Genomic DNA, 24,384 nt, shown 5'->3' on the forward strand with positions numbered 1-24,384 from the left:
AAAAAATGAAGAAAAAAATGAAAAACAAAAAGCAGGGAAATTTTCTACCTAAAGCAGGTATTATAGCATTTACATTTCTATTTTTTAACCTTGCAGAAGCACAGCAGCAGCTTATAGAGCTTAGCGGAAGCATCAAAAATACAGGAACACACAAAGGTCTCGATTCTGTAAAAGTACAGATAGAAAATACACAGGACACCGCATTAACCGATCAATCGGGTAATTTTAAGCTCAGAACAAGGGTTACTATTCCATTCAGAGTGGTTATTCAGAAAGACGGATTCAGCAGCCAGACGGTTGAAATCCTTTCACCTTCCAACAAAATAACGGTGGGACTTAATCCTCAGAACACCATCATTGATGATGTCGTGATTTCAGCCTCCAGAGTTCCTGAAAAAATATTAAGATCACCGATCGCCATTGAAAAAATTGATATCAAAACAATCAGGGAAAGTCCGGCAGCTTCGTTTTATGAAACCCTGGAAAATGTAAAAGGGTTACAGCTTTTAACGTCCAGTCTTACCTTAAAAATCCCCAATTCAAGAGGATTTAACTCGCCTAATAATTTCCGTTTTATGCAGTTGGTAGATGGTGTAGATGTACAGTCGGCAACGCTGGGCGTACCATTGGGAAATGCAATAGGCCCTACAGAACTGGATATCCAGTCAATGGAAGTAACCCCGGGAGCCGCTTCAGCACTGTACGGAATGAATGCCATTAACGGACTGGCGAGTTTACAGACCAAAGATCCGTTTACTTCTGAAGGAATAAGTGTTTATTTCCGTGGCGGAGTGAATCATGTAGATAATGTTAACCATAAAATAAGTTCCCTGGGAGAAAGTGCCATCCGTTTTGCAAAAGTGATTAATAAAAACTTTGCAGTGAAGGTGAATGCTTCCTATTTCAGCGGAACAGACTGGATTTCCAATAATCTGACTGATCAGAATCCCGGTCCATTGGTAACAGCCAATCCTAATTTTTCGCTGGCCAATAATCCGGCTGAAGACCTCTGGAATAAATACGGTGACGAAAGAAACAACCGTTTTGCCGTAAAAGTGGATTACAACGGTAAACCTACTACATTCAACGTTTCCAGAACAGGATATCTTGAGAAAGATCTTGTGAGTCCTGATGTGAAGAATATCAAATTCGATGCAGGATTATATTACCGTTTCGGAGACCAGTGGAGAACTTCTTACGTGTATCGTTACGGTTTGCTGGACGGAACTTTCCAGAGAGGAAATAAAATCCGCTTGCAAAACGCTACGGTTCAGAACCATAAAGTAGAACTGACAGGAAGAGAGTTAACTTTCAGAGCATATGTATCCATCGAAAATACGGGAGATTCTTATAACCTGAAGCCTTTGGCAGACAATCTGGACCTTACGAATCTTTCCAATACCAACTGGAAAAATATATTTCAAACTGCTCTTCAGAACAGCTTAAATGCTGGAACCAATCTTAATGACGCATTTATTCTCGCCCGTCAGGAAGCTGATAAAAACAGGGCAGTTCCCGGAACCACAGCCTTTGAACAGTTAAAAAACACCATTATCGGAATCAATAACTGGGATTCAGCCAATGCAGGAGTAGCTGGAGCTCCGGCAACAGGAGGAGCAAAGCTTGAACAGAAATCCCGCTTTTATCAGGGTGAGCTTACCTATGATTTCAGCAGATTTGTGAAAATTTTCAGCCTTCTGGCTGGTGTGGATTACCGACTGTATAGCATTACTCCGGATGGAAATAACTTTGTTGATTTCAACCGTCCTGTGAGTGAAAGAAATATTCCTTTAGCCAACGGCACCTTCGGGAAAGATGTGATCTATCAGAAATATGGTGCTTTTGCACAGATTACGAAGCTTTTCTTTGATGATAAATTAAAAATCAATGCCGCTTTACGTGTCGACAGAAATCCGGAGTTTGAAGCAAAGCTCAATCCAAGGATCAGCGTGGTGTATTCCCCTGTTAAAGAACATAACTTCAGGGCATCTTTTCAAAACGGATATCGTTTCCCTTCGTTATTTGAAGCACTTTCTTTCGTGAACAACGGGAATGTAAGAAGAGTAGGAGGTCTTTCAAAAGTAAATGACGGATTAGGTTATCTGGAAAATTCTTATACACTGGCTTCTATTGACCAGTTTACCTCAGCGGTAAATGCAGATGTGGATGCAGGAAAAACCCAAAGCCAGGCTGCTCAGGATAATAAACAGCTTTTAACGGTAGCCAGTTTACAAAAACTACAGCCGGAAAAAATCAATTCATTTGAAGTAGGATATAAGTCTGTGTTTTTCAATAATAAACTGGTGCTGGACTGGGATTTCTATTACAATATCTACGAAGGATTCCTGGGGCAGGTAGAAGTGGCTGTTCCAAAAAACAGCCAGGTGGGAAGCAATGCAGCCGTACTTGCGATGCTCGACAGAAGTAAACAGGACAGATACAGGGTTTATACCAACAGTAACAGCACTTACAAAAGTTATGGAACCTCTTTGGGAGTCCGGTATAATATTACAGGAAACTATAATATCAATACCAATGTTTCTTATAACGATCTTGCATCCAACAATACCTCAGACCTCTTTATTACTGCATTCAACACTCCGAAATGGATGGTAAACGTAAGTGTTGGTAACAGAGAAATCGTCAAAAACATAGGGTTTACCATTGTAGGAAGATGGCAGAGTGGCTTTACATGGGAAAGTCCTTTGGCATCAGGACCCATTCCGGCTTATTATACGATTGATGCACAGGCAACATGGAAACTTCCTGAAATTCATGCGAATATTAAAATTGGAGCTACCAATTTACTTAACCGCCGTTATTTCCAGTATGCAGCTGGCCCTGAAATCGGAGGCCTGTATTATCTCGCTTTTACGTATGACTTAAAACTGTAATCAGGATGAGCAATTCTTTATATCCCATATTTTTAAAACTTGAAAACCTGTCACTGCTGATCATTGGTGGTGGCAAGGTTGCCCTTGAAAAACTAGAGTCCGTATTGGGAAACTCTCCGGATACTTTCATCAAACTGGTGGCGAAAGAAATTATTCCTGAAGTCAGAGCCTTACAACATGAATTTTCTAATCTAACCCTGCATGAAAGAGGCTACGATGAGCATGATTTTAATGATGCCGATCTTGCCATTATTGCAGTAAATGATATTGAACTGGCAGGAGAAATCAGGGGAAAAGCCCAGCAAAAAAATGTATTGGTGAATATTGCGGACAAGCCTGATCTTTGTGACTTTTATTTAGGTTCCATTGTCAAAAAAGGAAGTCTCAAAATTGCTATTTCTACCAACGGAAAATCTCCGACCATTGCCAAGAGATTAAGGGAAACCTTTACCGAAGTCATTCCTGATGAAATGGATCATGTGTTGGATAATATGCAGCATATCCGGAACAGACTGACCGGAGATTTCAATTATAAAGTGAAGGAACTCAACAAAATCACTACGGAATATCTGTCCGATGGAAAAGTTTCTTTAAAACCAGATATGGAAATTGAAAAACTGATTAATATTACCAAAACAGCCCAAAGAAAAGCCAATATTTACCTTGCAATCATTGGTATTTTACTTCTTTTCGGGTTATTTGGACTTGTGGTCTATCAGTTTAATCTTTCAGATGATATCCAATATTTTCTGAACAAAGACGGTCATATCTTTTATTGGATGCTGTTTGCAGGCTTTATGGCGGAAATTGTCGCAGGATCTATGGGAATGGGCTATGGAGTAATATGTACCACAATTCTCTTACTGTTAAATGTTCCACCGCCTGTTGTGAGTGCGAGCATCCACTCTGCAGAATCGTTTACCACAGCAGCAGGAAGTTTCAGCCATTACAAACTGGGAAATGTCAATAAGAAAATGGTATGGGTATTATTTCCGCTGGCTATTGTGGGTTCTGTTATCGGTGCATTGACGCTGTCTCATTACGGGGAACACTATGCTCATATTGTAAAGCCTATTATTGCCTGCTACACATTATATCTTGGAATTAATATCTTACGAAATGCATTCAAAGATAAAAAATCAGGGCAAACAAAAACCAAACGCAGAACCAATCTCAGAATATTAGGATTGGCAGGAGGTTTTATTGATTCCTTTGCTGGTGGCGGCTGGGGTCCTTTGGTAACCGGAACGCTTATCAAAGAGGGAAGGATCCCCCGTTATGTCGTGGGAAGCTCCACTGTAGCCAAGTTTTTACTGACCGTAACAAGTGCGATAACATTTATTTTCACTATTGGAATTCATCACTGGAATATTGTTTTAGGACTTTTATTGGGGGGTATTTTTACGGCTCCGTTTTCGGCGATGCTTACGGCAAAACTTCCGACAAAAAAAATGTTTGTTGTGGTAGGAATTGTGGTTATTCTGATGAGTCTTGTTACAATAACAAAGTCTTTTTTGTCATAAAAAAATTAAACGCAGAGATTTTAATGTTTTACTTTATTTTGAGGCATCAGGGGGAAGAATCATGATATCGTCTATTGGCACTATCATTACTCATTTTTAGTAAAAATCTGAAACCATTAGAACTTTGCGTTTTTTTATTTTTTTTTAAACTATATATAAAATGTTTTTGGGAAACGCAAAGGCGCAACATGATTAAAAAAGGCTGCTATAAGGCACAAGGATTTTATCTTCGATAAAATTAAATACAGGATATCTTAGTCTCCCATCAATTATTTAGATTTAGCAATTGATTCTTTTAAGTGGTGTATAATCCAAAGCTTCATCAACGATACAGTCGTAATCTTTGCTCACTTTATTAAAAGCTTACATCTTCAAACTTTGCGTTTTAATTTTACATATTTTAAAGAAATTTAAATACATTATATCATTGCCCGCTTTTACTTTTCAAGTTCACGAATTACTACTTTAGCCATTTCTTTAGAACTGAAAGGGTTTTGTCCCGTGATCAAATGTCCATCCACCACAACGTTGGAAGTCATCGGAATAAAAGCTTTTTTATAATATACGTCCCGTTCTTTAAGGGCTGCCTCAAGATTAAAAGGAACTTCATTTTTTCTTCTTGCCAAAGTTTCTTCAAACCAGTCAAATCCCGTAATATTTTTACCTTTAATCATGTATTCTCCATCAGAAAGCTTTACGTTCAATAATCCTCCAACTCCATGACAGATCGCTGCGACCATTTTATTATTTTTATATTGGTCTCTTAGTATAATCCGTAGAGTTGTATTATCAGGAAAATCATACATTGTTCCATGCCCTCCAGCCAAATAAATGCAGTCGAAGGATTCATTCTTTACCTCATTGAGACTTTTTGTATGTGTTAATTCATTCATAAACCCTGAATTTTCATAATATTTTTTTGAAATTCCATCAAGAACAAGAGGTTTAAGGCTTTCCGGGTCAACGGGAGTATTCCCGCCTTTAGGGGAAGCTATGGTAATCTGCCATCCTTTCTCCCTGGCAGCGTGATAAATATGAGTAAGCTCACTCAGCCATAAGCCTGTTTTAAAATTGCCGCTGGCATATTGATCTACGTTCGTTACGATTAGCAATATTTTTTTAATCATGATAGTATTAATTAAAAGATTTCCTGAATTCTAACGGTGAAACAGCAGTTTGGTTTTTAAATAAGCGATGGAAAGACTGTGGATGTTCAAATCCTAAATTATACGCAATCTCAGAAACAGATAGTGTTGTGGTTGACAGCAGTTCTTTTGCCTTTTCTATTACTCTGTTCTGGATATGCTGCTGGGTAGTCTGTCCTATATGAACTCTTAGCATATCGCTCAAATAATTAGGACTGATATTCATCTTTGACGCCACAAACTGTACAGTAGGAATACCATTAATCAATAATTTTTCATCTTTAAAATAATCATCAAGTAGATTTTCCAGCTGGCTTAAAAGATCATGATTCACCTTTTTTCGTGTTAAAAACTGGCGGTTGTAGAATCTGTCGCAGTATTTTAACAGCAAATCGATATTGGATACCAGTAAATCCTGGGTGAAACTATCCATATTAGCTTCTATCTCCCTGCTGATATTATCCATGATATCCGTTACGGATTTTTCTTCTTTTTCGGAGAGATACAAAGCTTCATTCGCAGTATAGGAGAAGTAGCCATAATCTTTTATTATGGAAGCTAACGGATATCCCTGCAGAAAGTCAGGGTGAATAACCAGCACGCTTCCTCTTACTTCGGAAAGCAGAATATCTTCAAACTGTAATACCTGGTGGGGAGCAATGAAATACATAATCCCATCTTCGAAATCATAATAATGTTGTCCGTATTTGCATCTGCCTGCACAATCCTTTTTAATGGAAACTACATAAAAATCCGTAGTCACCGCGCTCAGAATAGTTTGCGGATCTATATTCACTTCATTGAAATCAAAGACACTGATCAAAGGGTTGGAAGGCCTTTTCAGATTCAGGTATCTGTGTAATGCGGTGATGGAGGTTACTTTTTCGGGAGCTTTCATTTTGTTTCTTTTTTACCATATAATATGTCATTCTGAACACAGATAGAAAGTCTGCGAACGCAGTTCATAAATGTAGTGAAGAATCTCATATATTGGGTTATTAAAGATTCTTCCTTCGTCAGAATGACAAAAGCCACTTTAGTTGACCTTTGAAACAGCATCAATATTTGCCCTTCGGTTGTGGTATTGGTGTTTCTAAGTTACTTATTTTAACGAAATTATTTTGCTGATTGCTGTTCTTTTTTGATCTGCTCAATTCCTTGTCTGTAAGTCGTCACCGCAAATTCCGGGAATCTCTTTCTGAATTTTGAGTCATCAAAAAGATTATCATATTGATATCTCGGAAGCAGTTCCAGTAATTCTTTTGCATTTTTGTTGAATAAGGATCCTATTATAAAAAACAGTTTTGGGATTACAGAATACCTGAATTCTATTCCATAAACCTGAGAAGCCAAAGCAATAAATTCTTTATAATTCAGCTTATGATCATCTACCGGTAAATGCCATGTCTGTCCGTAGGCATCAGGAGTATTTCCGATCAAAGCAGTAGCACGGCTGGCATCAGGGGTCCAGATCAGGCTTCGAAGTTTATCATCTCTTAAGGGAACTCTTAATTTCTTTTCTTCTTTAATAGCATTAAAAATAAGACTATTGGTAATACTCTGAGTTTTTCCGGGACCATAAAATTCAGGAGCTCTGCAGATAACCGCTTCTATGGTTCCGGCTTTCATTTCTGTTAAAAGCATTTCTGTCATCTGTTTTCTTATCATTCCTTTTCTTCCCACAGGTGCGAATCTGGTTTGCTCTGTTAACACCTCATTATTTTGAGGATACATATAGGTGTTATCAAAATAGACCAGCTTTGTTCCGTTGATTTTACAGGCTTCAATTACATTTTTCATGATGGTTAAAAACTGTCTTTCCCATAAATCCGTATCCATGGGAAGGCCAAGGGTAAAATAAGCTATTTCACTTCCTTTCACGGCTTCTATTGCTTTTTCTCTATCTGATAAATCTGCTGAGAAAACAGTATCTGTATCATTTACTTTTTTGGCATTTCTGCTGACAATACGGATATCTGAAGTGTAATTTCTTTTCAGTTCTCTTGCCAGTTCTTCACCAATCTGCCCATTGGCACCTAATATAGTTTGCATCGTTTTCTATTTTGAGGGTTATGTATTCCATTGAAAATAACCAATATTTTCAGCTGCTTTTATTTATGATACAAAATTCGGGCATAATTATAAAAACAGAGTAACTTAATCCATGGAAGTTGTAACATAATCTCCGAAAACACAAAAAGCCGGAAAAATAAAGATAGCAATCTTCGAATAATACATTTCTTTTTATTCCCTTGCTTCGTTACTTTCCCGGCTTTAATCGCTTTCTTTGTCTTTATTATTTCCTGTCCAAAGCCAGAAAATTGTCCTCAATTCTGCTGATCAGAATATAGAACAACCCGGCATAGATCATCTGAATACCCATTGCTTCCCAGTTTTCAACCGTACTGCTACCAAAAAGCAGCAGAATAATCAGAGATGCTCCGGCCATAGTGGCAATACGGGTTTTAAAGCCAATGGTCAGCAGAACGCCAATTGTAAATTCGAGAAAGGGGAGAGTGACACTAAAAAGATGAACCATTGGCTGCGGCAGCCAGCTTGTTTCAAAACCTTTCATCATTCCTGATGCAAAATCCTGTAGTTTCACCAAACGGACTAATCCGTGTCCTAAAAGATTGATTCCCATCGATACACGAAGGAAAAAATAAGCTGTTTTTGTATTCATATAGTAGTATTTTTTGGTTAGAAGAGGGAAGCTGGAGGCTGGAAGTTATATATGTTATGATTCACTTTTATTGTGCTTATCATTTATTTCTTATTCTGTAATTTGTTTTTATGGACTTCAATAACTTCCTTCCTCAAGCTTCCAGATTCCTTACTTATTAAACTTTTCTTCACTGTTATCAACAGGAGTATCAGGATCATTCATCACCATTTTAGCAATATCATCTTTTCTCATAAAGACTACACCTTGCTTTTCTTTGGTATATTTTATAAATTCTTCCATGGCATGCATCATTGCGGGAGTTCCACCGATTCTGTCGTGAAAGCTGATGCTCATCATTCTTCTTTTGGAAGCTCCTTCTTCATACAGACGGTCGAATTCAAATTTCAATTGATTCAAAAACTGATCGGGGCTCCAGTGTTTTCCTTCAATATTGACGATATCATTATTCCGTAATGTATAAGGGATTACGACAAAATTTTTCCCTTTTACTTTGGTAATGAAAGGCTCATCATGGCTCAGATCATCTATGTGGTACAGGAATCCTAGTTCCTGTAAAACTTTAAGCGTATTCGGGCCTCTTCTCAGCCAATTAGCATTATAGCCTACCGCTTTCTTACCTGTAATTTTTTCAACAACATCTACGCCTTGTTTCACGAAATTCAACTCGTCAGCATAATTCTTGTTCCACTGATTGTCCCATGCAATTCCATGGGCGGCAATTTCATGGCCTGCGTTCGCAATCGCTTTAGCCACTTCTGGATACTTTTCTGCGGCTGTTCCCACAACATGAGACGTTACTTTGATGTCGTATTTTTTCCATAGATCCAGCATTCTGTAAATTCCTTCATTTCCTCCGTAGCGATACCAGCTTTCTGCCGGAAGATCGGGTTGCCCTTTAGGAAGGGGAGTTCCGCTGAAAGGACTTTCAGCGCCCTCAGGCTGCCCTCCGGTTTCAAACTGCATGGAAACGGAAATTACCAGCTGAGCCCCATTAGGCCAGTATTTTTTTGTTGAAGTCTGTGTTTCGTGTTGATCTTTTTTTGTTCTTTTATCTTTGTTATGATCAGAAAAAGACATCAGAACAATTGTTGAAGCAAGCAACAGAACAGATTGTTTTATGTATTTCATTTTGAATGTATTTAATAAGACAAAATTGATCAATAATGAATCATAGTGTGTTGTAAAAATTAATGGTAAATTTGTAAAAATCCATTTTTCATGAAACGAATCGTTAATTTCAATTCTTTTAATGTTTTCAGCATCGAAAAAGAAAACTGGGACGTTGAGTATCACAATCATAACTTTTATGAACTGATTATCATAGAAAAGGGAAAAGGATTTCACCACCTCAACAATATTACTTTCCCCTACCAAAAAGGAGATGTTTTTCTCCTGCGGCCCAGCGACGGTCATGAGTTTTCTATTACTAACAAAACACGGTTCATTTATATAAAATTTACAGAACAATACATCTGGGAAAATCTGCTCTCCAACAAGAAGAATGAGCTGAAAAAAGTGGTCCAGCTTCTGATGGAAGACCATTCTTTTGTATACAAATCGGTGATCCAATGTAAAACGGACAGGGAACATCTGTTGCAGCTGGCCCGGATTCTTCTGTACGAGTTCAGTCATAAAAACACTTATAATAACGAGATAAGCTCAGATCTGTTTTCCGCCATTATTACGATTCTGATCCGGAACACGATGAGCAATATCACGGCTAAAAACTGGCTTACTCAAAACTTAAGCAGAATTGAAAGAATATTGTATTATATCAACATCAATGCTTTAGATCCAGATAAAATGAAAATTGAAAATCTGGCCAAAGAGTTTATGCTTTCTCCCAATTATATCAGCATTTATATCAAAAAGCAGACAGGTTTCTCCATACAGCAGCACATCATGCAGCATAAAATAAAAACGGCTGAAAAGCTTTTACTTCAGAGTCATTATAATATCAGTGAAATTGCTGACAAGCTGGGGTTTAATGATGCCAGTCATTTCAATAAAATATTCAAAACCTATAAAGAAATGTCTCCTTCTGAGTTTAAAAAGAAAGGTTTATCTTATTGATCATGAGGTTTATATATTTTTCATACCTTTAATAATCAAATCTTTAAGTCTATGAAAATAAGCGCAGGGATTTTACTGTTTAAAAAGGAAAAAGACAGTCTGTATTACTTTCTGATACATCCCGGCGGTCCTTTCTTGAAAAATAAAGACCTGGGAGCGTGGTCTATTCCTAAAGGAGAAGTTTTTCCTGATGAAGATTTATTGGAGCGTGCTTTGAAAGAATTTAAAGAAGAAACCGGTAAAACAATAGATGGGAAGTTTATCGAATTATCACCCATTAAACAGAAAGGAGGAAAAACCGTTTATGCCTGGGCTTTAGAAAATGATCTTGAAATCGCAGACCTTTACAGCAATACTTTCCCCTTAGAGTGGCCACCCAAATCCGGTAAAATATTGGAAGTCCCGGAAGTAGATCAATGGGAATGGTTTTCTTCAGAAGAAGCACAGAAACGCATAAACACGGCACAAAAAGATTTTATCACAGAGCTTGAAAGTATCATAAAAAAATCAATAACACCTTAAAACAAAGACCATGAAAAAATTAAACAGAAGAACATTGAAAAACATCATTGGAGAAATCGGTATTGAACTTAATCTCCCTCTTCCTGTAGGCGTTTGCCTTGGAAACCTACTTTCCCTGTGTCCTCCTCATTCCCACTGCCGTGCAGATGAAAGATGTTATCCTGATGCAGCAGGCCCTTGTATTAACGGACTGTGTCCTTCAGGCTATCACTGCCATTCAGGAGAATGTGTAAGATAGTATATCAAAAAAATAAAACGTTTATCAGGTGATAAACGTTTTTTATTATATCTAAAGTTTTACCTTATTATTCCGATCGCTTTTAACGCACTGGATGTCAAGAATATATCATCAAATACCGTAAGTGACTCTACATCATTAAATCCTGAAGGAAGCAGATCATTTTTATTGAAAGAAAGCTCTATCGAAGCATCATAGGCAGCTGTAATACGAACTTTTGAATATCCGTTATAGTCAACTTGAAAACCTTCGAACATACAGTTCTGCTCTGCCTTCTGGTATTCTGCGTATTCTTCAAATCCTGCAACATCCGTTCTTTTCCCGTCATTATGATTCAGAGATTTCCATGCAGTATAATTCTTTGGTTCTTTCAGAATATTTCCTTCACGATCTAAGGGAACAAACATTCCAAGAGTCAAACGCTTCTTTAAAAAATTGGCATAATTATTCATCAGATTCAAAATCTGAAGATCGGCATATCCTTCATGTGAATAATATTCCAGCACGAAAGTGGTCATCGGAATCAGCTTATGAGAAGCATCAGTCGGCATAAATTAGTCTTTACTTTTTTTGGCCGATAAAAATAGTATTTTTATTTACTTTACCCAATGGGAGGTGATGAATAGCATGGAATTTATACCGATTCTGAATAACAATAAGAGTAGGAAAACCTTTTATTTTTCAGTAATTTTGAGGAAAATAACTCTAAAACAATAACCAATCCATCTATAAAAACTGAGGATTTACACCTTTTACAAATTATTAAATGTTGAAAAAGATACTATTAGGAGCCAGCATCATTCAATGTTGCTTTTACAATATTATGGCTCAGAATCCCGGCCAGCACCCGGTTTATACTTCGGAATGGGGACATCTCTTTCGTGATCAGGAAAATAAGAAAGATATTCTGGGAATATTTTCTACCGAAGCACTCGTTTATCTTCTCGATTCTACCCGAACACAATACAAAGTGCAGGTAAGCAATGGGGATCTTGGTTTTATAGACCGTCAGCCTTTACAAAAAAACATGCGTGGTAATAAATCTGCCGGAGAGCCGGCCCAATATTTCAACAGAGGATCACAAGGATTCCAATGTCCGCATTTCTATGTACAGGTATCGGAATTACGCGTACGAAAAGCTCCCACAACAGAAAGTATGCCGGTAAGAAGAGCCGCCTTAAATGAATTGGTCTGTATTGATTATGTCCCTTTATATCAGGACGGCTGGATCTATATGGGAGATCATTTCCACGAAAATCCCGAATATATCCAAATGAAATATCTGGGTGCTGAACTTACCTATGAAAAAGTACTAAAAGACTATCTGGCAGCAAAGGGCAAAGACAGGGAAAAAGAACTGGCCCAGGTTGGAAGATTACGTGAATTGGCATGGATTGAGGATAAAAACCTTAAACAGGCCTTACAATATTGGAAAGAATCTAATACCGGCGTAGAAAATCCAAAGATAGATATCGACTTTGAACTTCTGTTGGCAGATCAATTCGCGAAAAAACCAGAAACAGAAGCCTATGAAAAAAAATTAAAAGCTTTGAATCTGCATTTTATATGGAAGGAAACCGCCCTTTTTGACGGAAAAATTACGGATGTACAGATGAAACAGCTGGAGATGCAGAAAGTGAAGGATATTCCTAATGTGCCGGAATGTGGCTGGGAACCTCAATATTTTTACAGAACACCCAATATCATTATTGCTTTTGAAGAATATAAAGGAAAAGTTTCCGGAAGTATCTACAAAATGTCCTTCAGTAATGGTGAAACTGTAGTGTTAGGAAATGAACGTATGGATTCCAATTATGATGAAAAGAATTTTGTGACCCGTTTTGGTGATATGCTTTCTGCTCGATGGATTTCTTCCCCACATGAATATCACATTCAGAATGGTGATGCCGGACTTCTTATTTTCACTTTTAAAGATGGAAAGCTTTTCAGCTACGAATGCATGTACTATTGTTAAATGAACTATTAACCATATTGATCAAAATAAGCGGGTTTTAACCCGCTTATTTTATTATCTGCCATTCCAAAGGCTTCAGCCAAACCCATACGATATTAAGTTTCGGCTGAAGCCGAACTATCTGTATGCAATTGTTAGAACGGGCTAAAGCCCGTCCTATTAAATATTCATCCCATTCTCAGATATAGTACCAGGTTTATGTATCAATAGAGGCGGGTTTTAACCCGCTTATTGATTAATAACCCTATAAACGGCTTCAACCAAAACTTTAAATATTTTCCAACATAAGTGATTAAATTTTAAAGCTGTATCTTTACGCTACCAAACAAAATATTATATGTCATTTATTACACCGGAAGGAGCCAGGAAGGCTCAGCTATCCTTATCCGAAAGAGCACCCGTTGCTCATGCTATTCTCTCAGGAGCAGAGAATATCTCGAAATACAACAGTGGAGTATGTCATGATGTGGTTGCCTATGCTTTATATATGCGGGGTGCCTCCATAAGTCCTGCTCAGCTGGCAGAATCAGCCGGACAAAAATGGTTAACTCTATTCAATTATCCTGCGGGAGAAAAATGGGATGGATATTCACCTATTCCTGCAGGAAAAGCGATTGGTTTTTACAGACTTATTGATAAAACCTTCTTTCATTCAGCTGTTACAACAGGAAAAGGAAATGAAATAAGATCCGTTAACGGATTTTCATTAGGCTCTGCATGGTCTGTACCTGTAGATATGAAATGGGTATTAGGCAAAAAAAATTCTGACGGCACTTTCAATTATGATGGTACCAAAATAGAAGTCTATATCTCTTCTTTATAGCAGAGATTTTATTATGATATAACACAGGCAGATTTGCAAATTAGCGAATCTGCCTGTGTTATTATAGAACAACTAGGCATCAGCACATTTCGGGCAGATGCCGCTGATAATAAAATTATATTCCTGCGCGATAAAATGTTCCGGCAAACTGATTTCCGGGATTGCGTTTTCAATACACGTCACAGAATGACATTCTTTGCAGTTGAAATGAACATGATTATGAAAATGCTCTTCATGACTACATTTCCCGCTGCACTTCGCAAAATTCACCACGCCGTCAATATTGACGATCTTGTGGATAGCACCTTCGTTTTCAAGCCTTTCCAACACTCTGTAGATGGTTACTCTATTGCATAGATCACCCAATTTCTTCTGAATATCAGAGTGGGTAAGGGCTATATCTGAATCATTGATAAGATTTAAAATTTCAGTTTTTGCATGTGTATTTCTGACCTGTTTCATATTTTAATGCAACAAAGTTGCGTTATTTAAATTTTTATCTATACTTTTGCAACAAAGTTACAATAAGAAAACTAATCCATACTATTATGAAGTCAAAAATTCTTGATGCTGTAGGAATCTCCGCTGCTGTTTTGTGCCTGATTCATTGTATAGTCTTTCCGTTATTACTGATTGTCCCTTTGGGCATATCCCATAATCCTTATATCGATTTAGCCTTCCTGTGCATCGGTACCGTTTTCGTGTTCAGGGTTACCAAAAAAATAACCAAACGATGGCTGAAACTTTTATTCTGGATATCTGTTTCCCTCATTTTTATTTCTGTACTCACAGATCTGATATTTGAGATTCATCTTCCTCTGATCTATGTTGGAACTGCAGGCTTAATCACTGGTCATATAATCAATTTTAAAAATCATAAACATTAAATACATGACGAAGAAACTTCCTGTAACAGTACTCAGCGGTTTTTTGGGAGCTGGAAAAACCACATTGCTTAATCATATTCTGCACAACAAACAAGGCTTGAAAGTAGCTGTCATTGTAAATGATATGAGTGAAGTTAATATTGATGCCCGCCTTGTTGAAAATCAAAATACCCTTTCGAGAACGGAGGAAAAACTGGTAGAAATGAGTAACGGATGCATCTGCTGCACACTCCGTGAAGATCTGATAGTAGAAGTAGAACGTCTTGCCCACGAAAATCGGTTTGATTACTTATTGATAGAAAGTACGGGAATCAGTGAGCCCATTCCGGTTGCCCAGACCTTTACCTATATTGATGAAGAGAGTGGAATAGACCTTTCCCGCTTCAGCTATGTAGATACAATGGTAACTGTGGTGGATTGTTTTAATTTTATGAAAGACTTCGGATCCAATGAATTGCTGATGGATCGTGATCTCACCGATATGGAAGGAGATTATAGAACAATTGTAAACCTTCTTACTGACCAGATTGAGTTTGCAAACGTTATTATCTTAAACAAAACAGATCTTATAGATGCTGAAACACTTGGCTTTTTAAAAGCTGCTATTAAAAAATTAAACCCTGATGCTGTTATCCTGCATTCCGAATTTGGAAAAGTTGAACCTCAGCAGATTTTAAACACCCGGCTTTTTGACTTTGATAAAGCGCAATCTTCAGCCGGCTGGCAAAAAGAATTACAATCTGATCATCACACCCCGGAAACTGAAGAATATGGAATAAGCTCAATGGTGTTCAGGGATAAAAAACCCTTTCACCCTGTAAGACTCTGGGAATACCTGAATCATCATTATCCGGAAGGAACAATAAGAGCAAAAGGTTTGTTCTGGCTGGCTTCAAGACCGAGTGATGCTTTGAACTTTTCACAGGCTGGCGGCTCTTTCCGACTTGAAAAGGCAGGGGTATGGTGGGGTAGTATGCCTATGAACCAAAGGGTACAATATTCTTCATTTACAGAAAATCAGGAATTTATAGAAAGCAGATGGGACAAAAACTGGGGCGACAGGATCAATGAGCTTGTATTCATCGGACAGAACCTGGATAAAGATCAAATGATATCAGATCTTCAGCATTGTCTTATTAGTGAACAGGAAAAAGAATTGCTTGAACAAAAAACACCTTTTGAAGACCCTTTTCCAAAGAATATTTAAAATTAACCTTTAATTAATGCAACTTGGTTTCGATAAAAAATTAAATGCAATAACTTACCACATTATTTCTAAACAATATGGACAGAAGAAAATTTCTAAAAGGTTCAGCATTACTTTCAGGGTTATTGACCTTATCACCGTCTGATCTCTGGAGCTTCGGGAAAACGAATGAAAATCCCCAGGCAGGAAAAGCAAAGAACATCATCTTTATGGTAAGTGATGGGATGAGTCTCGGAACGCTTTCAATGGCAGACCTGTATTCCCGGAATATTTTAGGAAAGGGGAGTAACTGGCTTAATCTGTATCACGACAAAAAAGTAACCCGTGCCTTGATGGACACTGCTTCAGCAAGTTCTATCGTTACAGATTCTGCTGCGGCAAGTTCAGCCTTCGGAGGCGGAATACGTGTTAAAAACGGAACCCTGAACATGGGGCCCAACGGAGAAAAGCATCTTCCCATATGGCAGCAATATAAAAAAGCAGGAAAGAAAGCAGGCTGCGTGACAACCGTTACCATTACCCATGCCACTCCTGCAGGATTCTGTGTAAATTCTTCAAAAAGAAATGCAGAACCCCAAATTGCTGAAATGTATGCCGAACTGGAACTGGATGTACTGCTGGGAGGCGGAGACGAATTTTTCAATCCTGCCAAAAGAGAAGACAAGAAAGATGTCTATTCCCTGTACAGCAAAAAAGGATACCGGATTCTAAAAACACAAAACGACCTGAAAGAAATCAAAAAAGGAGAGAAGTTATTAGGAATATTCAGCACAGGAGCATTGCCGTACAGCATTGACAGAACCTATCTTCCGGAATTTAAAAATACACCAACTCTTGCTGAAATGGCAAAGACCGCTATTGATCAGATGAAAGATCATTCCGGTGGTTTTGTACTTCAGGTAGAAGCCGGAAAAGTAGACTGGTCTGCGCATGCCAATGATGTAGCGGCACTCATTCACGATCAGCTGGCATTTGATGAAGCTGTAAAAACGGTAATGGATTTTGCCGAAAAAGACGGAAACACATTAGTCATCATCACTACAGATCATGGAAATGCCAATCCCGGAACAATTTACGGAACTGATGCCACCAGGAACTTTAACAGCATATCAGACTATAAGTATACCAACGAATATATTCTGAACAAGATTCAGAAGGACTATTCAGTTAAAGATATCAAAGACTGGATCTATGAAGGCAATAAAATCATTCTGAATGATGATGAAGCCAAACATCTTCTGAGTTTTTACAACGGATTGGAGAAAGAGGAAGAAGGGCTCTATAATTATAAAAAACTGCCTTTCAAGCTTTATTCGGAAATTCAGAAAAGCAGGAATTCTGTAGGATGGATCAGCATGGATCATTCCGGAGATTATGTGGAAGTAGCGGCTTATGGTCCCGGAAATGAACTTTTACAGCCTTTTACTAAAAATACAGATCTGCATGATCTGATGCTGAAAGCCTGTTTGATATAGACATTCATATTTTTTCATATTTAATTATTTGGGAGAGTGCAAGGCGGATTGATTGTGTCCGCCTTGTTTTTTTGTTATTTATTTACATGCTTTTTATAATACTGCCTAGTCTTTTCAAAGCTTTTTCTACTTTATCATTCCAAACATTATTACAGCTGATCCGGATGTAATTTCTATAATCTCTATTATTGGAAAACAGCGGCCCCGGGGCAAAATTTACAAACTGATCAAGGGCTTTTTTCTGAAGCTCAAATGCATCAATATGGGCAGGCAGCTCTATCCATACTACCAGACCTCCTTCGGGCCGGCTCATCCGGATATCAGATGGAAAATATTTTTCTATCGCCTGAATTGTCAATAGCATCAGTCTATGCAGTTCAGGCCGAAGCTTGCGAAGATGACGGTCATAGGCTCCTGTTTTCAGTAACTGCAATAAAGAAGACTGTACTATACTTGCCGTAGCAACATTAGTAACAGCTTTCAATCTGACCACCTGTTCTGAAAACCGTCCTGCAGCACACCAGCCGATTCTGTAACCAGGCGCAGCCGATTTGGAAAAAGAGGAGCAAAGCATCACCCAGCCATGCTCATCATAACTTTTTATAGTGGTTGGGCGTTGTGACTGAAAATGTAAATCCCCATAAATATCATCTTCTATGACCGGAACATGCATTCTTGCAGCAAAAGCGGCTATTGCTGATTTCTTTTCATTATTTAAAGAAATACCATTTGGATTATTAAAATTTGAAAGTAACAGACATGCTGAAATCTTTTGTGTGCTGCAGATTTCTTCCAATTCCTGAATATTAATTCCGGTCAAAGGACAACCGGAGAATTCAATGACTTTGAGATCAAGGCTTTCTATTGTCTGCAAGATACCATGGTAGAAGGGAGACTGCACAAGTACAGTATCACCTGCTTTTGTTACAGCACGCAGACATAAACTGACAGCTTCCAATGCACCATTGGTGACAATCACATCATCAGCTGAAAGATTACCCTGCCAAAGGAAAGACCTGCGGGCAATTTCGGTTCTCAACTGACTATTTCCTGCTGCAGGTTCATACTGTAAATGCTGGCCTGTTAAATCTCTGGAAGCCTGCTGCAAACTTCTCCGTAAAGCATTAAAAGGCAGAAGGTCCGGATGTAAAACAGCATTGAAAAATGAAACATAAGATTTGTTTTCTGAATCCGGAAATGATACTTCCTGTAACACTTTCCCGATCGCTATTTTTTGAGCAAGCGTATTGTTTTCCGCCTGTTTTGGCAGATTTGCAGAAGAAACTGAGGTACGGAGCACAACAAACCCTGACCTTTCTTTTCCTGCCACTAGCCCCTTATCTTCCAATAGAGTGAAAGCTTTCAGAATAGTCCCAACACTTATTTTAAACTGCTGCCGGACACTGCGTAATGATGGCAGCTTGGCTCCAACCGGATACGTTCCGTTATTAATGGAAAGCTCGAACTTATCTGCCAATGCTATGTATTGAAAATCCTTCATCTGTTACAATAATATATTCATTTTTTGTATCTGTTACAATACAGCAAAGATATCTACTTTTACTGAACAAAAAAAATAAGAAGAATATGAAAAAATTAGGATTGGTAGGAGGTATCAGCTGGGCTTCAACTTTAGACTACTACCGTCTTCTGAATGAAGTAATTAATCAGCAATTAGGTGGATTGAATTTTGCGGAATGTATTATTTATTCTGTCAACTTTAACCATTTTCAGCAATTTAATGCAGAGTATGACTGGGATGCAACTTTTGAACTTCTGTATAATGCTGCCGAAAATTTAAAAAAATCCGGAGCAGAAGCTATTGTGCTTTGTGCCAATACAGCACATATTGTTGCAGACAGGATTGAGGAACAGATAGGATTACCGCTCATTCATATTACAACGGCTACAGCCAATGCGGTAAAACGGAAAGGATTAAAGAAAATCGGTTTATTAGGAACCAGTTATACAATGGAGCTGGATTTTTATAAGGATAAACTGATAGAAGGCGGCCTGGAACCTCTGATCCCTGAGAGAAGTGAAGACAGAGATTATATCGAGGATATTTTAAGAAATGAGCTAAGCAGAGGAATTATTAATCCTGAAACTAAAAAAAAATACCTGAAGATTATTCAGGAGCTTATAGACCGTGGAGCAGAGGGAATTATTTTAGGCTGCACAGAAATTCCGCTTCTGATTAAGCAGGAAGATGTTGCTGTTCCGGTATTTGATACTATCCAGATTCATGTAGATGCTGCCGTAGCATTTGCCGTTTCCAATCAAAACATCACTGTTAATTCATAAAACACTCAAATACAATATAAATACAGTTCAATTTAAAAGAAACCCACAATAAATTTATTTAACGGTTTCAAACATAAGTACCCTATCATCACATATGGTACTTTTTCTTTTCATAATCCCCATTACTTCCTTCAAAATCCTGAATTCACTTCAATTCATTTGAAATAAACAGAGATATACCTTTATTGTCAAATTTACTACAATGGATTACGAAATTATTTCGTATTTTGCTTTACTTATTAAAATAATAATTTAAAGTACCTAAAAATGTTTAAAATATAAACTTTAAGGCTCTGATTATCATTTTTTAATAATCAAAAAAGAAAAATCTCTAATCATTGAAATAACATATGAAGAAATATCCAATTCCTGCGAATGAAGAAGCCCGAATGAGGAAACTGGAGTTTTTTGATCTTTTAAACCTTGAAAAAGATCCCCAGTTAGACATTTTTGCAGAGACGGCATGCCTGGTGACCGATTGTCCCGCATCACTTATTGCAATGATGGAAAGCGAAACCCAGACCATCCAAAGTTGTGTAGGACTTGCCCTCGATTTTGTAGACCGGAAAAATACGGTATGCCAATATTCTATTGCAAGTGGGGACGTTGTAATTATCAATGATACTTTATTAGATGAAAGATCTTCTGACAACGCAATTATTCTGGCAGGAGGAATCAGGTTTTATGCAGGAGTACCCCTGATTGATGATGAAGGATTCGTATTAGGAACCATCTGCGTTATCGATTATAAACCTAAAACGATTACAGACGATCAGATTTCAACCCTGAAAAAAATAGGAGAGGCGATCACAAAAGTCCTGATGGGGAAAAGAAAAAATATTCAGGCTGAATACTTTCAACAGACCTTCAGTATTTCCAACAACCTGATCTGTGTTTTGGATAAGGATTTCTCTATAAAAGACGTCAATCCGGCTTTTGAAAGCGCTTTTCAATTGGAGAAGTCTCAGGTTATTGATCAGAATTTCCTAAATATTTTAGGCAGCCATAATTCTCAATTGCAATTACTTACCAAAAATCTGCCCACTACAGATGAAGAAGTAACATTTACCACTTCTACACACATAGATGATACACAGACTATTATTGTAGAATGGTATCTGAAATTAAATCAGAAGCACTCTGAAATTTTCTGTTTCGGGATCAATATTACCCAGCGCATCGATGAAAAGCTCAAACTTGAAAGTTCTGAACGCCGTTTCAGAAGCTTCTTCGAAAATGCAATAGGCCTGATGAGTATGCATGATATGGAAGGGAATATTATTGCCGTAAACGAAAAAGGAAGAGAAACCCTGCAGTATTCTGCAGAAGAAGTGGAAGAACTGAACCTGAAAGATCTTGTCCCTGAAAAAAACTGGCCGCTGCTGGAACAATACCTGGAAAGAATCAACAAAAACCAGGAAGATTTCGGAACCATGATCCTGAAAACCAAAGGAGGTGAAGAGGTCATCTGGATGTACCACAATCTGGTGGAAATCAATAAAGAAGGAAAACCTTATGTAGTAAGTACCGCACTGAATGTCACCGAAAGAATGACGCTGGAAAAAGATCTTGTTCATACAAAAAAAATGCTGGAACAGACAAGTGCTGTGGCCCAGGTGGGAGGATGGGAAGTGAATCTTAAAAAGAATACCGTATTCTGGTCACAGTCTACCAGAGAGATACATAAAATAGACAAAACATTCCAGCCTGACCTGGAAAATGCACTGGGCTTCTATAGCGAAGACAGCCGGGAAAAACTGAAATTATTATTTGAAAGAGCTGTAAAAGAAGGTGTTCCTTACGATGAAGAGTTACAGCTTATCCGTAATGACGGTGTGATGATCTGGGTAAGGGTAAAAGGAATACCTGAGTTTGAAGAAGGGGTTTGTATCAGAGTATATGGAATTATTCAGGATATTGATAATTTCAAAAAAATCTACCTTGAGCTGGCCAAAAAAGAGGCAATGCTTCAGTCATTCGTTACCTATGTTCCCGCAACAGTGGCTATGTTTGACAAAGAGCTTAACTACCTTTCAGTAAGCACCAGCTGGAAAGATGAGTTCCAGATGAATGACATCAGGCTGATCGGCGAAAATATGTTCAAAATTTCACCTAATGTCCCGGATGAAAGAATAAAGATATATCAGGATGCGCTGGCAGGAATTGCCTATAAAAATGAAGACATGGCCATAGAAATTCCTGGTAAAGAAGTCATTCAGCATTACAATATAGAAGTTACACCATGGTATCTTTCCACTCATATAATAGGTGGGATCATTGTTTCTGCACAAAATATTACTGCATCAGTAAGAATCAATAAAGAGCTTAAAAATGCCAAGAAAATGGCTGATATTGCCAATAAAGCAAAATCTGAATTTCTGGCCAATATGAGCCATGAGATCAGAACTCCGTTGAATGGTGTCATCGGCTTCTCTGACCTTCTGCTAAAAACGCCGTTGAATGAGATACAGACCCAATACCTCAATTATATTAATGAATCCGGAGAAAACCTGCTAAGCATCATCAATGATATTCTTGACTTTTCCAAAATAGAATCCGGAAAAATGGATCTTTTAATTGAGAAATCCAATGTGTATGACATTGTAAGCCAGGTGATCAACGTGATCCTTTATCAGTCGCAGAAAAAGAATATAGAATTACTGTTAAATATAGAGCCGGGACTTCCGGAAACCATCTGGGTGGATGAATCCAGACTGAAACAGATTCTGATCAATCTCCTCGGAAATGCTGTCAAGTTTACAGCACAGGGAGAAATAGAACTTAAAGTAGAAAAGCTGAAGCTTGACCATAAAGATATCACCTTAAGATTTTCAGTGCGGGACACCGGAATCGGTATTCCTAAAGAGAAGCAGCAGTTTATTTTTGATGCCTTCACACAGGAAAACAGCTCTATCAGCAAACGTTATGGCGGAACAGGACTTGGACTTACCATCTCAAACAATATTCTGAAATATATGGGAAGCAGCCTGTCTTTGGTAAGCGAGGTTGATAAAGGTTCTGTTTTCTATTTTGACATTCAGATTCCTTGTGAAATGACAGAACGCCATGAAGATGAGGATCTGAAAATAAACAGAGTTCTTATTGTTGATGATAACGAAGCCAACAGAGTGATTCTTCAGCATATGCTTGCCTATAAAAATATAGATTCAAAGCTTGCTGCCAATGGTATGGAAGCCCTTCAGATACTTCTTGCAGGGGAACGTTTCGATGTTATTCTTATGGATTACCATATGCCGATCATTTCTGGGCTGGAAACGATAGAAAAAATCAAGGAAATGTTTAACAAACAAAATGAACTTTCACCTCTGGTTATCCTTCATACCTCTTCAGAAGAGCATGATGTCATCAATTCCTTCCGTCAGGAAAACAATTCTTACTTCCTGCTGAAACCTATCAAATCTGAAGAGTTGTATAAAACATTGAAACAGGCCGTAAAGTTCACAGAAAATGAAATCAGTCAAACTCCACAGCCGGAAACAGAAACTTCAGTACTGATGCAGGCACCTCAGGTTTTACTGGTAGATGATAATCCTGTAAATATGGTCCTGAACCACAAAATGGTGCGTTCCCTGATTCCCGATGCGGAGCTCACAGAAGCTACGGACGGCCTTCAGGCTTGGGAACAGTGCAAAGAAAAAACATTCAATATCATTTTAATGGATGTTCAGATGCCGGTAATGGATGGTATTGAAGCTACAAAACAGATCCGTTTACTGCCTAGCTATGCCGATGTTCCGATTATTGGAGTAACAGCCGGAAATGTATTGGGTGAAAAAGAAAAATGTATGAATTCCGGGATGAATGATTTTCTGCCTAAACCTTTACGACAGGCCGATCTTCTGGAAATGCTGAAAAAATACATCATGAGTAAAAATCATAAGATCACTGAAGAAGTTCTGGATGAGACAAAATACCTTGACATCAATCTTTTGAATGAACAAATAGGCGATGATGATGAAGACTTCAGAAAAGTATTTTTGGATCTCGTAATACAGCAACTTACCCAAGCTGAAGAGGATATTAAAAAAAGTACAGCTGAAAAAGACAGTACCATCCTGAAATTAATCCTTCACAAGCTTAAAGGAACAGCAGGAACAGCAGGATTGGTAAAGCTTACAAAAAATGCAGCCAGCTGGGAAAATAAAGCAGAACCCGACATGGATTTTATCGCCATGGAAAAAGAAATGATCCAGGAAATAACAACAGGATTACAATTAATTAAAAATTTAATACAATAAAAAAAATAAAACTATGTTGATTCTAATCGCCGAAGACGACGAACTGATTCTAAAAACAATAGAGCACAAATTATTAAAAGAAGGGCACGAAGTAATCCTTACCCGCAATGGTAAAGATGCGATCGAAACCCTTAGAACCAAAGAGGTAGATCTGGCTATCACAGATATCATGATGCCCTTTGCCTCCGGAATTGAAATACTTTCAGCTATCAAAACGATGGACAAGCAGATCCCGGTGATCATGCTTTCCAGTATGGGGCAGGAAGAAGTGGTACTGAATGCTTTTGACCTCGGAGCTGCCGATTTTATTGTCAAACCATTCAGCCCCAATGAATTGATATTAAGAATAAAAAGATTTTCAAAATAAACTTCA

Annotated in this window: 21 protein-coding genes; 13 read left to right on the plus strand and 8 right to left on the minus strand. The window is 38.0% G+C overall.

The window, feature by feature from the left end; translation table 11 throughout:
- Nucleotides 1-17 precede the first annotated feature (17 nt).
- Nucleotides 18-2,894, plus strand: a complete 2,877-nt coding sequence (locus DYR29_RS04885) for a TonB-dependent receptor (protein WP_213279546.1) — start codon at nt 18-20, stop codon at nt 2,892-2,894.
- A gap of 5 nt (nt 2,895-2,899) precedes the next feature.
- Entirely contained in the window at nt 2,900-4,417 is a 1,518-nt protein-coding gene (locus tag DYR29_RS04890; protein WP_213279547.1) for a TSUP family transporter, read from the plus strand.
- A gap of 437 nt (nt 4,418-4,854) precedes the next feature.
- Here the strand turns inward: DYR29_RS04890 and DYR29_RS04895 are convergent, their stop codons facing one another.
- From DYR29_RS04895 to DYR29_RS04915, 5 genes are all read right to left on the minus strand, one after another.
- On the minus strand, nt 4,855-5,544 hold the full coding sequence (locus DYR29_RS04895; RefSeq protein WP_213279548.1) for a type 1 glutamine amidotransferase domain-containing protein: 690 nt from the start codon (nt 5,542-5,544) through the stop codon (nt 4,855-4,857).
- Between the two features lie 7 nt (nt 5,545-5,551).
- Nucleotides 5,552-6,460 carry a helix-turn-helix domain-containing protein gene (locus DYR29_RS04900; protein WP_213279549.1) on the minus strand — a complete coding sequence of 303 codons (909 nt, stop codon included), beginning with the start codon at nt 6,458-6,460 and terminating at the stop codon, nt 5,552-5,554.
- 218 nt (nt 6,461-6,678) lie between these two features.
- Nucleotides 6,679-7,614, minus strand: a complete 936-nt coding sequence (locus DYR29_RS04905; RefSeq protein ID WP_213279550.1) for an NAD-dependent epimerase/dehydratase family protein — start codon at nt 7,612-7,614, stop codon at nt 6,679-6,681.
- Between the two features lie 244 nt (nt 7,615-7,858).
- Nucleotides 7,859-8,245, minus strand: coding sequence for a DoxX family protein (locus DYR29_RS04910; protein WP_213279551.1), 387 nt, complete (start codon nt 8,243-8,245; stop codon nt 7,859-7,861).
- 150 nt (nt 8,246-8,395) lie between these two features.
- The gene (locus DYR29_RS04915; protein ID WP_213279552.1) at nt 8,396-9,376 is read right to left on the minus strand and encodes a polysaccharide deacetylase family protein; all 981 of its coding nucleotides are present in this window, start codon (nt 9,374-9,376) and stop codon (nt 8,396-8,398) included.
- A 90-nt stretch (nt 9,377-9,466) separates the two neighbouring features.
- Here DYR29_RS04915 and DYR29_RS04920 point away from each other — a divergent pair, with 90 nt between their 5' ends.
- Genes DYR29_RS04920 through DYR29_RS04930 form a run of 3 tightly spaced genes read left to right on the plus strand, consistent with a single transcriptional unit; the run spans nt 9,467 to nt 11,081 of the window.
- Complete coding sequence (locus tag DYR29_RS04920) at nt 9,467-10,321, plus strand: AraC family transcriptional regulator (RefSeq protein WP_213279553.1); 855 nt, start codon at nt 9,467-9,469, stop codon at nt 10,319-10,321.
- Between the two features lie 51 nt (nt 10,322-10,372).
- Nucleotides 10,373-10,843, plus strand: a complete 471-nt coding sequence (locus tag DYR29_RS04925; protein WP_213279554.1) for an NUDIX hydrolase — start codon at nt 10,373-10,375, stop codon at nt 10,841-10,843.
- A 10-nt stretch (nt 10,844-10,853) separates the two neighbouring features.
- Nucleotides 10,854-11,081 (plus strand): hypothetical protein, encoded by a 228-nt coding sequence (locus tag DYR29_RS04930; RefSeq protein ID WP_047430305.1) that lies wholly within the window; start codon nt 10,854-10,856, stop codon nt 11,079-11,081.
- Between the two features lie 59 nt (nt 11,082-11,140).
- On the opposite strand, the gene DYR29_RS04935 is transcribed toward DYR29_RS04930, so the two are convergent.
- A complete protein-coding gene (locus DYR29_RS04935; protein WP_142016180.1) occupies nt 11,141-11,632 on the minus strand; it encodes a hypothetical protein in 492 nt (163 codons plus the stop codon).
- 218 nt (nt 11,633-11,850) lie between these two features.
- Here DYR29_RS04935 and DYR29_RS04940 point away from each other — a divergent pair, with 218 nt between their 5' ends.
- Both DYR29_RS04940 and DYR29_RS04945 read left to right on the plus strand, forming a co-directional pair.
- Complete coding sequence (locus tag DYR29_RS04940; protein WP_213279555.1) at nt 11,851-13,056, plus strand: hypothetical protein; 1,206 nt, start codon at nt 11,851-11,853, stop codon at nt 13,054-13,056.
- 337 nt (nt 13,057-13,393) lie between these two features.
- Nucleotides 13,394-13,879 (plus strand): hypothetical protein, encoded by a 486-nt coding sequence (locus DYR29_RS04945; protein ID WP_213279556.1) that lies wholly within the window; start codon nt 13,394-13,396, stop codon nt 13,877-13,879.
- Nucleotides 13,880-13,951: 72 nt separating this feature from the next.
- On the opposite strand, the gene DYR29_RS04950 is transcribed toward DYR29_RS04945, so the two are convergent.
- Complete coding sequence (locus DYR29_RS04950) at nt 13,952-14,341, minus strand: Fur family transcriptional regulator (protein WP_213279557.1); 390 nt, start codon at nt 14,339-14,341, stop codon at nt 13,952-13,954.
- Nucleotides 14,342-14,427: 86 nt separating this feature from the next.
- On the opposite strand from DYR29_RS04950, the gene DYR29_RS04955 reads away from it, so the two are divergent.
- The 3 genes from DYR29_RS04955 (at nt 14,428) to DYR29_RS04965 (ending at nt 17,448) form a co-directional block, all read left to right on the plus strand.
- Entirely contained in the window at nt 14,428-14,766 is a 339-nt protein-coding gene (locus tag DYR29_RS04955) for a MerC domain-containing protein (protein WP_213279558.1), read from the plus strand.
- A 4-nt stretch (nt 14,767-14,770) separates the two neighbouring features.
- The gene (locus tag DYR29_RS04960) at nt 14,771-15,973 is read left to right on the plus strand and encodes a GTP-binding protein (RefSeq protein WP_213279559.1); all 1,203 of its coding nucleotides are present in this window, start codon (nt 14,771-14,773) and stop codon (nt 15,971-15,973) included.
- A 77-nt stretch (nt 15,974-16,050) separates the two neighbouring features.
- On the plus strand, nt 16,051-17,448 hold the full coding sequence (locus tag DYR29_RS04965) for an alkaline phosphatase (protein WP_213279560.1): 1,398 nt from the start codon (nt 16,051-16,053) through the stop codon (nt 17,446-17,448).
- An 82-nt stretch (nt 17,449-17,530) separates the two neighbouring features.
- Here DYR29_RS04965 and DYR29_RS04970 read toward each other — a convergent pair whose 3' ends face one another.
- The gene (locus tag DYR29_RS04970; RefSeq protein WP_213279561.1) at nt 17,531-18,949 is read right to left on the minus strand and encodes a PLP-dependent aminotransferase family protein; all 1,419 of its coding nucleotides are present in this window, start codon (nt 18,947-18,949) and stop codon (nt 17,531-17,533) included.
- 86 nt (nt 18,950-19,035) lie between these two features.
- Here DYR29_RS04970 and DYR29_RS04975 point away from each other — a divergent pair, with 86 nt between their 5' ends.
- The 3 genes from DYR29_RS04975 (at nt 19,036) to DYR29_RS04985 (ending at nt 24,378) form a co-directional block, all read left to right on the plus strand.
- Nucleotides 19,036-19,752, plus strand: a complete 717-nt coding sequence (locus DYR29_RS04975; protein WP_213279562.1) for an aspartate/glutamate racemase family protein — start codon at nt 19,036-19,038, stop codon at nt 19,750-19,752.
- Between the two features lie 350 nt (nt 19,753-20,102).
- Nucleotides 20,103-24,011, plus strand: a complete 3,909-nt coding sequence (locus tag DYR29_RS04980) for a response regulator (RefSeq protein WP_213279563.1) — start codon at nt 20,103-20,105, stop codon at nt 24,009-24,011.
- A gap of 13 nt (nt 24,012-24,024) precedes the next feature.
- Entirely contained in the window at nt 24,025-24,378 is a 354-nt protein-coding gene (locus DYR29_RS04985; protein WP_213279564.1) for a response regulator transcription factor, read from the plus strand.
- The last annotated feature ends 6 nt before the right edge of the window (nt 24,379-24,384 follow it).

Origin of the sequence: Chryseobacterium indologenes (assembly GCF_018362995.1) — a bacterium.
Taxonomy (GTDB): domain Bacteria; phylum Bacteroidota; class Bacteroidia; order Flavobacteriales; family Weeksellaceae; genus Chryseobacterium; species Chryseobacterium indologenes_G.